Annotated in this window: 14 protein-coding genes; 4 read left to right on the top strand and 10 right to left on the bottom strand. The window is 65.9% G+C overall.

Features of this window, described 5'->3' with window-relative positions:
- Positions 1 to 72 precede the first annotated feature (72 nt).
- The 6 genes from C7449_RS03785 to C7449_RS03760 all read right to left on the bottom strand — a co-directional run bounded on the left by C7449_RS03785 (position 73) and on the right by C7449_RS03760 (position 5,724).
- Positions 73 to 849 carry an SDR family oxidoreductase gene (locus tag C7449_RS03785; RefSeq protein ID WP_108001468.1) on the bottom strand — a complete coding sequence of 259 codons (777 nt, stop codon included), beginning with the start codon at positions 847 to 849 and terminating at the stop codon, positions 73 to 75.
- The gene (denD, locus tag C7449_RS03780; RefSeq protein WP_108001467.1) at positions 849 to 1,829 is read right to left on the bottom strand and encodes a D-erythronate dehydrogenase; all 981 of its coding nucleotides are present in this window, start codon (positions 1,827 to 1,829) and stop codon (positions 849 to 851) included. Before denD ends, C7449_RS03785 begins: the two co-directional genes overlap by 1 nt.
- Positions 1,830 to 1,870: 41 nt before the next feature.
- Positions 1,871 to 2,644, bottom strand: a complete 774-nt coding sequence (locus C7449_RS03775; protein ID WP_108001466.1) for a FadR/GntR family transcriptional regulator — start codon at positions 2,642 to 2,644, stop codon at positions 1,871 to 1,873.
- 161 nt (positions 2,645 to 2,805) lie between these two features.
- The gene (otnC, locus tag C7449_RS03770; RefSeq protein ID WP_374828319.1) at positions 2,806 to 3,417 is read right to left on the bottom strand and encodes a 3-oxo-tetronate 4-phosphate decarboxylase; all 612 of its coding nucleotides are present in this window, start codon (positions 3,415 to 3,417) and stop codon (positions 2,806 to 2,808) included.
- Positions 3,418 to 3,443: 26 nt separating this feature from the next.
- The gene (gene otnK, locus C7449_RS03765; protein ID WP_108001464.1) at positions 3,444 to 4,706 is read right to left on the bottom strand and encodes a 3-oxo-tetronate kinase; all 1,263 of its coding nucleotides are present in this window, start codon (positions 4,704 to 4,706) and stop codon (positions 3,444 to 3,446) included.
- Positions 4,707 to 4,728: 22 nt separating this feature from the next.
- Positions 4,729 to 5,724: a LacI family DNA-binding transcriptional regulator gene (locus C7449_RS03760; RefSeq protein ID WP_108001463.1), complete on the bottom strand. Its 996-nt coding sequence runs from the start codon at positions 5,722 to 5,724 to the stop codon at positions 4,729 to 4,731.
- A 131-nt stretch (positions 5,725 to 5,855) separates the two neighbouring features.
- Between C7449_RS03760 and ltnD the strand changes: the two genes are divergently transcribed.
- Both ltnD and otnI read left to right on the top strand, forming a co-directional pair.
- Positions 5,856 to 6,806: an L-threonate dehydrogenase gene (ltnD, locus tag C7449_RS03755; RefSeq protein WP_108001462.1), complete on the top strand. Its 951-nt coding sequence runs from the start codon at positions 5,856 to 5,858 to the stop codon at positions 6,804 to 6,806.
- Position 6,807: 1 nt separating this feature from the next.
- Complete coding sequence (gene otnI, locus C7449_RS03750) at positions 6,808 to 7,638, top strand: 2-oxo-tetronate isomerase (RefSeq protein WP_108001461.1); 831 nt, start codon at positions 6,808 to 6,810, stop codon at positions 7,636 to 7,638.
- A 69-nt stretch (positions 7,639 to 7,707) separates the two neighbouring features.
- Here the strand turns inward: otnI and C7449_RS03745 are convergent, their stop codons facing one another.
- The 4 genes from C7449_RS03745 to C7449_RS03730 form a co-directional block, all read right to left on the bottom strand.
- Complete coding sequence (locus C7449_RS03745; RefSeq protein ID WP_108002039.1) at positions 7,708 to 8,730, bottom strand: acyltransferase family protein; 1,023 nt, start codon at positions 8,728 to 8,730, stop codon at positions 7,708 to 7,710.
- Entirely contained in the window at positions 8,727 to 10,010 is a 1,284-nt protein-coding gene (locus tag C7449_RS03740; RefSeq protein ID WP_108001460.1) for an O-antigen ligase family protein, read from the bottom strand. The genes C7449_RS03745 and C7449_RS03740 overlap by 4 nt, the downstream gene beginning before the upstream one ends.
- A gap of 7 nt (positions 10,011 to 10,017) precedes the next feature.
- Positions 10,018 to 11,274, bottom strand: a complete 1,257-nt coding sequence (locus tag C7449_RS03735; protein ID WP_108001459.1) for a polysaccharide biosynthesis/export family protein — start codon at positions 11,272 to 11,274, stop codon at positions 10,018 to 10,020.
- 71 nt (positions 11,275 to 11,345) lie between these two features.
- Positions 11,346 to 12,023, bottom strand: a complete 678-nt coding sequence (locus tag C7449_RS03730; protein ID WP_108001458.1) for a sugar transferase — start codon at positions 12,021 to 12,023, stop codon at positions 11,346 to 11,348.
- Between the two features lie 747 nt (positions 12,024 to 12,770).
- On the opposite strand from C7449_RS03730, the gene C7449_RS03725 reads away from it, so the two are divergent.
- Together C7449_RS03725 and C7449_RS03720 are read left to right on the top strand one after the other, a co-directional pair.
- Positions 12,771 to 13,022 carry an exopolysaccharide production repressor protein gene (locus C7449_RS03725; RefSeq protein WP_374828320.1) on the top strand — a complete coding sequence of 84 codons (252 nt, stop codon included), beginning with the start codon at positions 12,771 to 12,773 and terminating at the stop codon, positions 13,020 to 13,022.
- A 181-nt stretch (positions 13,023 to 13,203) separates the two neighbouring features.
- Positions 13,204 to 14,196 (top strand): glycosyltransferase family 2 protein, encoded by a 993-nt coding sequence (locus C7449_RS03720; protein ID WP_108001456.1) that lies wholly within the window; start codon positions 13,204 to 13,206, stop codon positions 14,194 to 14,196.
- Positions 14,197 to 14,201 lie beyond the last annotated feature (5 nt).

Genomic DNA, 14,201 nt, shown 5'->3' with positions numbered 1-14,201 from the left:
TCGCATCGACCCGGCAACTGCGGCGGGCCTCCCTGGCCTTCTGCCGCAATCCAGATCATTCAAAACCGGCCGCTAGCCGCGGCCGACCAGCGGCATCTTGGTCGCCATCACCGTCATGGTGAGCACGTTTGCATCGAGCGGCAGGCTTGCCATGTAGATGACGGCGTTGGCGACGTGCTCGACTGCGATCGTCGGCTCGGCGGCGATCTCGCCGTTGGCCTGCAGCACGCCGGAGCTCATCTTCGAGGTCATCTCTGTCGCCGCGTTGCCGATGTCGATCTGGCCGCAGGCGATGTCGAACGGCCGCCCGTCGAGTGCCGTCGATTTCGTCAGCCCGGTGATCGCGTGCTTGGTGGCTGTATAGGGGGCGGAGTGCGGGCGGGGCGTGGTCGCCGAGATCGAGCCATTGTTGATGATGCGTCCGCCGCGCGGCTCTTGCGCCTTCATCAGCCGCAGCGCCTGCTGCGTGCACAGGAAGGCGCCGGTGAGATTGGCCGCTACCACCGTGTTCCACTGCTCGAAGGTCAGGTCCTCCATCGGGATCGCCGGCGTATTGCTGCCGGCATTGTTGACGAGCAGATCGAGGCGGCCGAACTGCGTGCGGATCGTCTCGAACAGGCTCGACACCTGCAGCGGGTCGCCGATGTCGCAGGGCACCGCCTTAACGGTGGCGCCTGTATTGCCGGCGATGGCGGCGGCAGAGGCGTCCAGCACCTCCATCCGCCGGCCGGTGATAACGACGGCGTAGCCTTCGGCCGCGAGCGCTTCGGCGATCGCCCGCCCGACCCCGGTGCCGCCACCGGTGACAAGCGCAATCCTGCCCTTGCCTGTCTGCCCTGCGCGCGCCATCAGATGCTTCCTCCCAGTTCGTCGTCGATGTGAATGCGGATGATCTCGTCGAAGCTTTTCTCCGCCGAAAAGCCGAGCGCAAGGGCCCGCCTCGCGTCGAAATCAGTCGCCCAACCGGAGACGATCCGCCGGATCGCCGGATCCGGTTCGCGGCGGATCAGCTTCACGGCCTTGTCGCCGGCAACGCGCCGCAGCGCCTCGATCTCCTCGCCGACGAGGGCGGAAAGCCCGGGCATAGTGAGGTTGCGACGCGGCCCGATCGCCGCCGTGTCTATGCGCGCGGCGTGCAGGAAGAAGCCGACCGCAGAGCGTGGACTTGCAAACCAGTGCCGCACGCTCTCGTCGACCGGCAGCACCGCTTCCTTCCCCGAAAGCGGCTCGCGCAGGATGTTGGAGAAGAAGCCAGACGCCGCCTTGTTGGGCGTGCCCGGGCGGATGCAGATCGTCGGCAGGCGGATGCCGACACCGTCGAAGAACCTCCTGCGGGTGTAGTCCGCCAGCAGCAGCTCGCAGATCGCCTTCTGCGTGCCGTAGCTCGTCAGCGGCGTCGTGAAGAACTCGTCGCCGATTTTTTCGGGGAACGGCTCGCCGAACACGGCGATCGACGAGGCGAAGAGCACCCGCGGCCGATAGGGCTCGCGCTCCCCCTCCTGGCGGATCGCCTCGAACAGTGCCCGCGTCCCGTCGAGATTGACGCGGTAGCCCTTGTCGAAATCGGTTTCGGCCTCGCCGGACACGACCGCGGCAAGGTGGAAGATGATATCCGGACGCCTGGCAACAAGCGGCGCGGCCGAGCCCGGCTGGGAGAGATCGATTTCCAGTGCCTCTGCCATCGGAAATGCGGGCGGCACGGACGGCGCGACGACGTCGACCAGCGTCAGCCGCTCGATCTCGGCACCGATCGCCGTGCCGTCGGCGGCCAGCGACTGGACCAGCTTGCGGCCGATCATTCCGGCAGCGCCTATCACCATCACATGCATGCGCGGCCAACCTCCCCGTTGTGCCGTCCGGTCCGACCGGATCAGCGTGCCGTATCTCCCCGTGTATGCTCGTGCGCCGGCGCGGCTTCGCCCAAAAGCTCCCGCGTCGTCTCGTAGATGCGCATCAGGTGATGCCGGAAGGCATCGACCACCGCCGTCCGGTCGTGTCGCCGCAGGGCCGCGACGATCCCGGCATGGTCCTCGTAGCTCGCCTCGATCGCGCCGGGGCGCGACATGGCGATGCGACGGTGATTCATCATGTAGGTGTAGAGATCGGTGACGAAATCGGCGAGCAGGGTATTGCCGCAGGCCCGGTAGATCGCCAGGTGGAATTCGCGGTCGCAGATCAAAAAGCGCATCGGATCGCTGCCGCAGAGCTTTTGCGCCTCGAGAAGGCTGTCGAGCTTCTCCAGCGTCGCAACATCGATCCGCTCGGCCGCGTCGCCGACGACCTTCAACTCGATGTGCAGCCGCGCGGCGTGGACGCTGTCGAGATCGTAGCTGTCGATGGCATTCGGGGTTGCGATCGTCACGGTGACATCGCTGAGATCGACATTGGCGACGCGCGTCCGGCTGCCCTGCGAAACCTCGACGATGCCGCGTGCGGCAAGCGTCTGGATCGCGCCGCGCACGGTCTCGCGGCTGACATGGAGAACCTGGGCGAGTTCGCGTTCGCCGGGAAGCTCGTCGCCGGGGCGGAGCATGTTGGTGGCGATCAGCACCATGAGCTTTTCCGCGATCACGTCGCGCGCGGTGCGGCGGTCGAGCCTGTGCCCGACTTCCGGCATCTGCGTGAGGATCGGTCGCCCGTTCATTCTGCCCTTTCGCCGTTAACTGACTACTGGTTGGTCCACCAGATCAGTTGCATAGAACGGGCAAAAGTATGACTAGTCAACGGCAGATCGTAGCGGCAGTGCAGCAAAGGCATTGTGCAGCGCATCGGCCGACACGCGTGCAATCCGGATTTCCGAGGCGGTTACCTTTCCCGCAACAGGTCACGCTGCGCGCCGGTCAGCGGCCGGATGCGCTCGCCGCGCAACAGCAGAAACAGCTTCGCGGTCTCCTCCAGCTCCTCGCTGGCGTACTGGGCGTCCCTCAGGGTCGCGCCGGCCACAACGGGCCCGTGGTTGGCGAGCAGCACCGCGTGGCTTTCCCGGGCCTTCGCCGCCACGGCTTCGGCCAGCGCGGCATCGCCTGGCGGAAAGTAGGGAACGAGCGGCAGGCGCCCGACGCGCATGACGTAATAGGCCGTGAGCGGCGGGAGCAGGTCGGTCTCATCGAGGCCGTCCAGAATGCTGACGGCCACCGCATGGGTCGAATGCAGGTGGACCACGGCGCCGGCCTCCGGCCGCTGGCAATACATGCACTGGTGGAGAAAGGCTTCCTTGGTGGGCTTGTCGCCGCCAATGTGCACGCCGTCGGCGGAAAATTTCGACAAGCGACCGGGGTCCAGCCGGCCGAGCGAGGTATTGGTCGGAGTCATCAGCGTCTCGCCGCTGGAGAGCCGGACGCTGATATTGCCGGTCGAGCCGAAGGTGAAGAGCCGGTCGAACAGCGACCGGCCAACCTCCACGATCTCGTCGCGCATGCGGGTCTCTTCCGAAAGGATCGCCGTCATGACAGCATCTCCCAGGCCTTCGAGAAAAACCCAGTGCCGCCGAAATTGCCCGACTTAAGCGCCAGCGCAAGCGGGCGCTCGCTGCCGAGGCTGAGCGTCCAGGGCACGCCGGGATCGATCTCGGGACCGATCAGAAGCGCCGGTACGCCGAGTGCCCCGACAACCGCACCGGAGGTCTCCCCACCCGCCACGAGAAAGCGGGAGAAGCCGCGGTCCAGAAGCCCTGCAGCGGCATCGGCCAGGAAGTGTTCGACGATCTCGCCGGCGCGATCCCGCCCCAGCCGCTGCTGCGCATCCCGCACTGCCTGCGGCTCGGCGCTGGAATAGATCAGCGGCACTCCCTCCGTAGCCACTGCCCATTCAACCACCTGGCCCGGCGACAGCCGTGTCTCGGCGATCGCGACAGGATCGACCCTGAAGGCCGGCGTTCCGGCTGCCAGCGCCGTCGCGATCTGGTCTCGGGTCGCCCTGGAGCAGGACCCCGCCAGTGTAACCGCCCGGCCGGGCGGCGCGGCGAACCGGCTCGTTATCCGGCTAACGCCGAGCAGACCGGCCCGTCGGAAATTTTCCGGAAGCCCGATTGCGATCCCCGAGCCGCCGGTGACGAGCCGCAGTCCGGCCGCGGCCTCCCCGATCACCCGCAGGTCGTCGTCGGAGATCGCATCGACGACAAGCAGCTTCGTTCCTTGGCCGCGGGCTCGTTCGAAGGCATCCCGAACAGCGGCAGGACCACCTGCAACCGTCTTGCGGTCGACAAGGCCGACGGGCAGGCGCGTCTGCGCGTGCATCAGCCGGACAAGGCTGGAATCGGTCATCGGCGTCAGCGGGTGGTCCTTCATCGGACTTTCCGACAGCAGCTGGTCGCCGACGAAGAGGTGCCCCTGATAGACGGTTCGACCGTTTGCCGGGAAGGCAGGGCAGACGATCGTGATATCCGTCTTAAGCGCCTCCAGCAGGGCCTCGGCGACAGGCCCGATATTGCCCTCGGGCGTGGAATCGAAGGTGGAGCAATATTTGAACATGACCTGCCGGGCCCCCGACCCGGTCAGGCAGGCGAGTGCGCGAAGCGAAAGCGTGACTGCCTCCGCCGCCGGACTGGTGCGCGACTTCAAGGCCACCACAACGGCGTCGGCGCCCTGGTATTCGAAATCGTCCGGCGGCACGCCGACCGCAAGCACCGTTCGCATTCCTTCGCGCGACAGCATCAGGGCGAGATCGGTCGCGCCTGTAAGGTCGTCGGCTATGGCGCCCAGAAGCATGTTTTCCTCCCCTGGCTCAGACTCACGCGGTTGCCCCCGCGACGATTTCGAAGCCCGTGTCGATCACCTGCGGTTCGGCCGATCGTTCGCCGGATTCGAGCAGCTTCTCGACGGCGACCCTGCCGATCAGGAACCGGTTGGACCGGATCGTCGCAAGCGGCTTCGGCAGAACCTGGCCGATCTCGAGGCCGTTGAAGCCGAAGAGCGCCAGCCTCCCCGGCACCGCGATACCGGCCGCCAGACAGTGCATGAAGCCGCCGACCGCCATGTCATCGTTGGAAAAGGCGACGGCGTCGACGCTGGCGTCCCCCTCGACGAGGCGCGCCAGCGTATCGCGGCCGGCAAGCGTCGAGCTCGGCCCATCGAAACGCTGTTCGGCGACCAGCGACAGGCCGGCCTCCTGCAATCCCTGGCAAAGGCCCTCGTAGCGCAAGGCGGCGCGGCGGTCGGCTGTCCAGTCGTGCCCGACATAGCCTATGCGACGATAACCCCGGCTCACCAGGTGCCGCGCGGTCGCCACGCCCGCGCTGCGATGGGATAGCCCGACCGCGACGTCGATAGGCCTGGCGTCGATGTCCATCAGTTCGGCGACGCGGACCCTCGCATTCGCCAGCATGCGCCGGCTCGCCTGGGTATGTTCGAAGCCGGTCGTGATGATCGCGGCCGGCTGCCAGGCCAGCAGGGAGGCCAGCAGCCGCTGCTCCTGGTCGAGGTCATAGTCCGTGACGCCGATCATCGGCTGGTACAGCGTGTCGGCCAGCCCGGCATGGATGCCACGCAGGACCTCGGGAAACACGATATTTGACAGCGACGGCAAAAGGACGCCGATGATCAGCGACGAGGACGACGCCAGCGCGCCCGCGGCCCGGTTCGGGAGGTAGCCGAGCTGCTCTATTGCCGCCAGGACGCGCCTGCGGGTCTCTTCCGCGATCGGTCCCTTGTTGCGGATAACCCGCGAGACGGTGTTCTCGCTCACCGCGGCCAATCGCGCCACATGCGCCAGCGTCGCCGTCTGCATCCACCCGTCTCCCTGGACGTCGTTCCGATCTCAGCGCTAACATATACCGCTTGATCTTGGCTAGGGGATGTGTTCTGAAATTGATGTTAGCGCTGAGATACTCGCCTCAACATCTTTCCGGAGTGCTGTCGATGATACTGGATCGCGAGAACGCGGCAACTGAGCCCGACCAAGAAGCCGCCAGCGTCGCCGTGATCGGCCTCGGCTCGATGGGGCTCGGGATGGCGCGATCGCTGCTGCGCGGCGGGTTTCAGGTGCGCGGATTCGACGTCGACCCCGATGCGCTTTCCGCGCTGGCGGAGGCCGGAGGAACCGCTTGCCGAAATCCGGCCGATGCGGTCGAGCCCGCCCGCATCGTCGTGGTCGTCGTCGTCAACGCCGCCCAGACGGAGTCCGTCCTTTTTGGCCCTGATGGCATCATCGCCTCCCTGACGCCGGGATCTGTTATCATATCCTGCGCGACCATGGCGCCGACGGAGGCACGGGAATTCGGCCGCCGTGCCGAGAAAAGCGGGCTTCTCTATCTCGACGGGCCGATCAGCGGCGGCTGGGTCAAGGCCGACCGCGGCGAGCTGACCTTCATGGCCTCCGGATCGGAAGATGCCTTCGCAGCCGCCCGGCCGGCGCTGCAGGCAATGGCGGGCACCGTCTACGAGCTCGGCGCGGAACCCGGCGTCGGCTCATCCTTCAAGATCGTCAACCAGCTTCTGGCCGGCGTTCACATCGCTGCTGCCTGCGAGGCGATCACCTTCGCCAAGAGCCTGGACCTCGACATCTCGCGCGTGTTCGATGTCATCACCAAGTCGGCCGGCAACAGCTGGATGTTCGAAAACCGCATTTCGCATGTGCTGGCCGGCGACTACACGCCGCACAGTGCCGTCTCGATCTTCACCAAGGACCTCGGCATCGTCTCCGATATCGGGCGTCGTCAGAAGTTCCCGCTGCCGATCGCAAGCGCCGCCTTGCAGCTGTTCGTCATGACCGAGGCCGCCGGCATGGGCCGCGACGACGACAGCTCCGTCGCCCGCCTGCTGGCAAACATTGCCGGCATCGACCTGCCCGGCGGCAGGCAGGAAAGCTGACATGCCGCGCTTTGCCGCCAACCTCACCATGATGTTCAACGAATACGCCTTCCTGGACAGATTCCAGGCCGCGGCGGATGCCGGTTTCGAGGCGGTCGAGTACCTGTTTCCCTACGATCACCCGGCCGAGGTTGTCGCGGCGCGGCTGCAGGCGGCCGGTCTGAAGCAGGCGCTTTTCAACATGCCTCCGGGCGACTGGTCGAAGGGAGACCGCGGCCTCGCCGCCCTGCCCCACCGTTCGAAGGAGTTCCGCACCGCAGTCGACCTTGGCATCCGGTACGCCGGGGTGATCGGCACGCCGCTGCTGCACATGATGGCGGGCATCGCCGACGCATCCGATGCGTCGGCCGTCCGCAGCTACCGCGATGCCCTCCGCTTCGCAGCTGACCGGACCGGCGAAGCCGGAGTCGGGCTGGTGATCGAGCCGATCAACCGGCGCGACATGCCCGGCTATTTCCTCAACGATTTCGACCGGGCCCTCGCTTTCCTCGCAGAGATCGACCAGCCGCACGTCAGGCTGCAGTTCGACATCTACCACCGCCAGATCCTGCACGGCGACGTGATCATGGCGTTGCGATCGATGATGGCGCATATCGGCCATATCCAGATCGCCGCCGTCCCCGGGCGAAACGAGCCGGGCACCGGCGAACTCGACGATGCCCAGATCTGCGCCGAGATCGACGCCCTCGGCTACACCGGCTTTGTGGGGTGCGAGTACCGGCCCCAAGGCGGCACCGTGGACGGCCTCGGGTGGAGGGCAGCTTGCCAGGGCGTACCCAGCCTGTCCGCATCGGGCACTGGAACGGGGAGCGACAAGGCCGGCACGCGGTGACCGGCAACTTCGCGCGATCAATCCGGAGGTAAGTCAGGACGTAATCCGGCTGCCGGAAGCCGGATCACGTCAGCTCCTACCCTCGGCGGTGAGCGCGGCACTGGTGGCCGCTGCACGGTTTCGTCGGCCGCGCGACGCAGTCAGCAACGGCCGCTCGACAAGCACATACGCGGCCACGCCGGCAAGGATGCCGAGGACGCAGGCCAGTGCGAAGGCGGCAGGCGCTGCGAGCTCGAACCGCGCCGCGAACTTGGCGACCACGGAGACCGCGAAGGTGTGCCAGAGGTAGATCGAATAGGACGCGTCGCCGAGAAAGGCCAGAGGCGGCAGAAGACGCAGCCGTGCCTTGGCTTCCAGGCTCAGGACGCCAAGCACGAGGGCGATGGCCAGCGGCCCACAGTTCCACTCGTCAAACGGCAGCCGGAAGAACTCGATCGCCGCGAAACCGGCGATCGCGAGGATCACGAGCGCCGCGCCGATTGGCGGCGGCGGAACGCGTCCTTCCGTCCAGAACCGCCCCAACGCCATCCCGGCGACGAATTCCAGGATGATCGGCCGTGTGTAGGTCCGAAGCAGCGGATCGTCCGGCTGCAGCGCCATGCCTGCCGCCACCAGGCTCGCAAACGTCAAGGCAAGCGCCGGCAAACGCTTCCGTTTCGGCAGCAGCAGGGCCAAAGCAAAAATGGCGTAGAAAAACATCTCGTAGTTCAGCGTCCAGCCCTGCACCAGCACCGGCCAGACCTCGCCGCTGCTCGGCGAGGCGACGGGAATGAACAGCAGAGAGCCGAGCAAATGGCCGATCGAAAGCGAGAGATTCGGGAAGAGGCCCGCAAAGGCGCCGAACACCATCACGGCCGTCGCGAGCCAATAGGTCGGAACGATGCGCACGATGCGATCGGTGAGGAAGCGGCCCGGAGTCACCGGCCGGCGCTCGCTGACCAGCCACATGACGAAGCCGCTGATGACGAAGAACACGTCGACCCCGGCCGCGCCGATGCCAAAGTGCCCACCCGTCCGCTCGGCGGCATGGAACAGCACGACGGCAATCGCCGCCGCCGCGCGCAGATACTGAATGCCGTAGAGCGTCCTCATCGCCAGGTCCGGGCGAGCGTGGCGGCCGCAAGCCTCGGCGCGGGCCATCGCACCGAAACCGGCCCACTCCGTCGAGCGGGAAGCGTCAGCTTGCCGGCGGCGAAGTAAAGGAGAAAGGAGCCGACGTGATAGGGGTTCATGATGTCGATCTCGACGAAGGCGCGCATCGCCAGCAGCAGGCCCGCGCCAAGCAGCACGGCTGCCTCGCGATCGCCGTCGGCCGAGAGGAAGCGGCGGAGGTGCCCGGCCACCGTGACGACGACGACCATGCACAGCAGCGCCAGCCCGATCCCTCCGGTTTCGACCACGGCCTCTATGAAGGTGTTGTGGAAATGGAACCCGGAGCGGGTGCCGATATAGAATTCCTCCCATAGGCGCTCGGCTTCGGAGAAGCCCTGGACCCAATAGGCCTGGTATCCGACCCCCACCCATGGGGTAGCGGCGGCGGCCTCGATGCCTTGCTGCCAGAGATAGGTGCGGCCGGTCAGCGTCGCGTCCTTGCCGAAGGCGCCGAGCACCATTTCGTAGCCGCCTGCGGATATGAAGGCGGCCCCGCCAACGACGAGAGCCACCGAGCCGGCGACGAACAGCGCCTTCCGGTGCTGCGGCGAAAGCCGCGTCAGCATAGCAAGCCCGAACGCGCAGCCGGCGATCGCAGCCGTCGTGAGGACGGAGGTCGCCGACTGCGACTGAACGAGCGCATAGGCCGAGAGCAGGCCGACGGCGGCGCCGACCGCCAGCCACAGGCGACGCTCGCCGAGAAAGAGGATGGCGGCCACCGCGAAATAGACGCCGAGCGAGGCGTAGAAGCCGAGCTGGTTTTTCGAGGAAAAGGCGCCGACGAAGCTGACGGTGCCGTCGAGCGGATCGGCGTGGTAGACGCCGAAGGCGAAGGAATAGGCAAGGACGAGGCCGGCGCCGATGAGCACGCCGCGCGCCAGCGTGCGGCTGTCGATGGTGCGCATCGCAATCAGCGCACAGACCACATGCGAGAGGTACTGGATTCCGGTGCGTAGCGTCTGCGAGGGCGCCGCCGACCAGAACATCGTCAGGCAGGCGAAGATCGCAAAGGCGAAGATCCACAGATAGCGCGTGTAGTTGCCGAGCACGCGGCGATAGTCGACCAGCACGAGCGGCAGCCACAGCCCGTAATAGGCAAGGATCGACACCTGGCCGAACCGCGACGAGTAGGCGAAGACGAACAGCGAGGCAGCCACGGCGGCAACGCCGTACATGCCGTTCGCTCCGGGCGTCACCAGACTTGGCTTGGCGATCCTCATTGCATCCTCATCGCATGGCGACGTTGTACTGCACCTTGATCACGTCGCCTGGCAGAACCTGCGTCGTCTCCGTCGCCGGGATTTCGGTGGCGCGGCCGTCCTTCTCGCGGACGATCACAAACGCAATCTCCGCCTCGGTGGCGTTCTCCTTCATGGCGGCGGCCTCGGCCGACTGCGCCAGCGCTTCCGACATCAGCCGCTGGTTGGTCGCAAGCTTCAAGGTCACGGCCTCGAGCTCGCGCTCGGTGTTCTGCATCTCCTGGGCCAGTGCCGCGTCCCAGTCGTTCTTCAGGTTGGTCTCGTCCTGGGTGGCCTTGCTAAAGTCCTGCTTGGCCTTGAGTGCGGCGGTGTCGATGTCGAGCAGCGAGGCCTGCACGTCGGCGACCCGCTGCTCGAGGGAGAGCTTGCGGGAGCTCACGGTCAGGCCTTTCTCCGCGAGACTGTCGACCTTCTGCAGGTCCTCCTCCACCAGCGACAGTTGGCGGGCCTGCGTTTCGGCCTTTTTGTTCAGGGAGGCGATCTCGGTCTGCAGCAGTGTCTTGAGGTCTGCCAGGGCAGCCAGTTGCACCTTCTGCCGCCGGTCGCGCGAGACCATCAGCGCCGTTTCGCTTTCAATCAGAGCCGCCAGGTCAGGGGCATCCTTCAGCTCCGCCGGCGGGGCGATGCTGTCCTTGTCCGCCAGTTCGGCCTGCAGCCTGGCGCGCCGGACGAGCAGGCGGTTGCGCTCGGCAACCAGCACCGAGGCATCGCCGTCCGCGCGGATGAAATCCCGCGCGAAACGCTGGCCGGCATCGCCGCGCTTCAGGCCGCCACCGAGGCTGACGGCCTTGAGGACCGTCATCGAGGGCGCGAAAGGATATTCGCCTGGCTTCTGCACCTCGCCGGCGACATAGATCGGCCGGTACTGGGCCAGCTCGACGGAGGCGGATGGCAGGTCGCGCAGCGCAAACAGCTTCTGCATGCGCTGTGCGATTTCGTCGGCCACCTCGGCAGTAGTCCGGCCGGACACCGGCAATTCGCCGACGAGCGGCAACGAGATGGCGCCGGACGCACCGACGGCGTAATCGCCGCTGATCGCGGACCAGTCGCGCACGGCTCCCTCCGCCGTCTGCCACTCGACGACCCGGACGCGGAGCTTGTCGAGCACATCGAGGCGGTATTCCTCGGCGGCCGCCTGTCCTGCAAGGGCGAGCGCAAAGGCGAAGGCGAGTCCCGCGGCGGCGGTGCGAAGGCGGGACAGTGCCGGCTTTTCAACTGTTCTCATGGATGGTTCCGTTATCTAGGCAAGAGCCCGCTCCCTGCGGAGCGAGCCGACGGCCAGCGGTGCAGATTCGATCAGTAGCTGCCGCGTGACAGGCAGACCGCGGGGATGGTCCGGCAGACGATGGCCAGATCCCTTGCGAGCGACCATGTGCGGACATACTGCGTGTCGAATGCGATGCGCGTGGCGTAGGAGACGTCGTTGCGGCCGCTGACCTGCCACAGGCCGGTCAGCCCCGGCCGGGTACGCAGGTAGTAGGCCGCAGCGCCCCCGTATAGGTCCAGTTCGTCCTCGACCACCGGGCGGGGACCGACGACGCTCATCTCGCCGCGCAGGATGTTGATAAGCTGCGGCAGTTCGTCGAGGCTCAGCTTGCGCAGCACCGCGCCGACAGCAGTGACCCTGGGGTCGTCCTTCAGCTTGCGCGTGCTGCGCCACTCCTCGTACGCTCGCGGATTGGCCCGCAGATAATCCTGGAGAACACGGTCGGCATCCACCCTCATGGTCCTGAACTTCAGGCAGCGGAAGCTTCTTCCGTTGTGGCCGACGCGGCGGTGCCCATAGAAGACGCTGCCTCCGTCGGAAGCCTTGACCAGCGCCGCGATCAGCAGAAAGACCGGGGCCAGGAAAGCAAGGGCCAGCACTGCTGCCACGATGTCGCACCCGCGCTTTGAAACGCCGCCGAGCGGCGGGACTGCGGGGCCAGCGGCGCTCGGTAAAGTTGTGCCGGCCGATTGTGTCGCGGATTTCATAGAATTGGCTCCGTTACCCGTTTGGAATTGGTCCAGCCCACTTGGGGCGGCGCTATCCAAACCGTCGCGTATGGTCATAATTTGTTTTCAAAAGGATATTTTTGCGAGCTGCCGGCGGGCCCGCATCGTTTCAGAAGGCGCTTATATATGAATAGCGCCCTGCAGCGGTGTAATCTCTAGTAGTTCCAGGAACGAAGTGGCCACTGAAAGTTACTACTATTATCCGATATTCCCGCATATAGCCGAAAAACGAGCAAAACTGGCGCTCTAAACTGGTCCAAGCTATAAAGCGGCCTGCGTGGTCTATCGAACTCCAGATTTTTCCGTGGTTTAAATTTGCCCTATCGCGAAATGATGCGCCGCAACATTTCCTGAACGTGCAAATCGAAGGGAGCCAACAGCGCAGGAGCCTGTAATAAAACGTTATCGGGTCGGGGTGGCTGCGCCTACCACAGGCTGTATCCGGCCATCTCCCGGCTCTCGCCATTGCTGCATTGCGGCACGAATGCGGCAATGAGGGGGCCCGTCGCGTCGGCGATTCGCCGCATTTTTCCTGCGATAACGGTATGTTGAATTGCACCCGGCGGGTCCTGCGATGAAAACAGCCGGCGATTGAACCGGCGCGATGCGGTCGGTATACTCGGCACAAAGCCGGGGCGCCCCGGAGGAGCTCACCTCGAAATGATGTTTTTCACTCAGCAGACGATTGCAGGCTAACCGATGTATGGTCCGCGCGTATTCGTGAGCATGATCGGCGCCTTGCTGGTCTTCGCAGCCGCAACCTACGGCCTGACGGGTTCGCCGGCGGAAACGCTCGTCAAGACGCTTGTGTGCGCCATTCTGCTGCAAATCGGCTATTTTGCAGGGGTGGTCTTCCTGGTCTGGAAGGAAGTCCAGAGGCGACGCAGGGTCGAAGGAACCGCCCGAACCGCCGCGGAGAATTCTGCCGCATCCCTCCGCATATCCCGGCTGAAAGAGCCCGGGCAGCCCAACCTCTAGCCTGCCGCCGCTCCACGACATGGTCCGTCCAAGCACGTCGGCCTGTGCGCAGACGAGCTTTGGTCGCGATGGCGACACGATCGTCCCCCATGTTGCCGCCGTGCCGTGACGCGCCCAGGCGCCGGCACGCCAAAGGACATGCGTCTGGATGGACGCACACGCAACGGAGGCCCCCGGGACGATGAACAATGGAATATGCGTCATCATCGCTGCAAAAAACGCTGCCCTGACCATCGGACGCGCCGTGTCGTCGGCGCTCGGCGAGCGGGAAACCAGCGAAGTTGTGGTGATCGACGACGGGTCGACCGACGACACCGGCGCTGCCGCGCTTGCCGCCGCGGATTCGAGCGGGCGGCTGCAGGTCCACCGCTTCGACCAGAACCGCGGCCCTTCCGCCGCCCGCAACCATGCGATCCGTGTTTCCCGAGCGCCGATCCTTGCCGTGCTCGACGCCGACGATTTCCTGCTGCCGGGACGGTTTTCGCGCCTGCTCGCAGAAGACGACTGGGACTTCATCGCCGACAACATCGCCTTCGTCGATCAATCCAGCGCCTCACGCGCCCTCGAAATCGCCGATCTCGAGCCGCGGCCATATTCCCTCACCCTGGCGGGCTTCGTTGCCGGCAACATCTCCCGGCGCGGCGTCCGCAGGGGCGAAATCGGCTTTCTGAAACCGCTGATGCGCCGCGAATTCCTGGACAGGCACGCCCTTCGCTACCAGGAACAGCTGCGGCTTGGCGAAGACTACGACCTCTATGCCCGCGCCCTTGCGCAGGGCGCACGCTACAAGGTTATCCATAGCTGCGGCTACGGCGCCGTCGTGCGCGGAGATTCGCTGAGCGGCAGCCACCGGACCGACGACCTGAAGCGTCTTTACGAGGCCGATCGCGCAATGCTGTCGCAATCCGGCCTGTCGCCGCGGGCGCGGTCGCTGATCAGCCGCCACGAGCGCCATATCCGGGCGCGCTACGAGCTGCGGCACTTTCTTGATCTGAAGCAGCAGGGCGGGTTCCGGCGCGCACTGGCCTATGTGGCGACCAATCCGGCGGCATTTCCGGCGATCGCCGGCGGCATATTCACCGACAAGACGGCGCGCTTCCGTCGCTCCGTGCCTGCGGCGCCGGAGACCGGCGCGGTCCGCTACCTGCTCGCCGCCCCCTCCCGCTCCGGATAGGAAGC

It is taken from the genome of Mycoplana dimorpha (assembly GCF_003046475.1).
GTDB lineage: Bacteria > Pseudomonadota > Alphaproteobacteria > Rhizobiales > Rhizobiaceae > Mycoplana > Mycoplana dimorpha.
The sequence above is the reverse complement of the archived record's forward strand: the minus strand, read 5'-3'. Positions and strand labels throughout refer to the sequence as shown.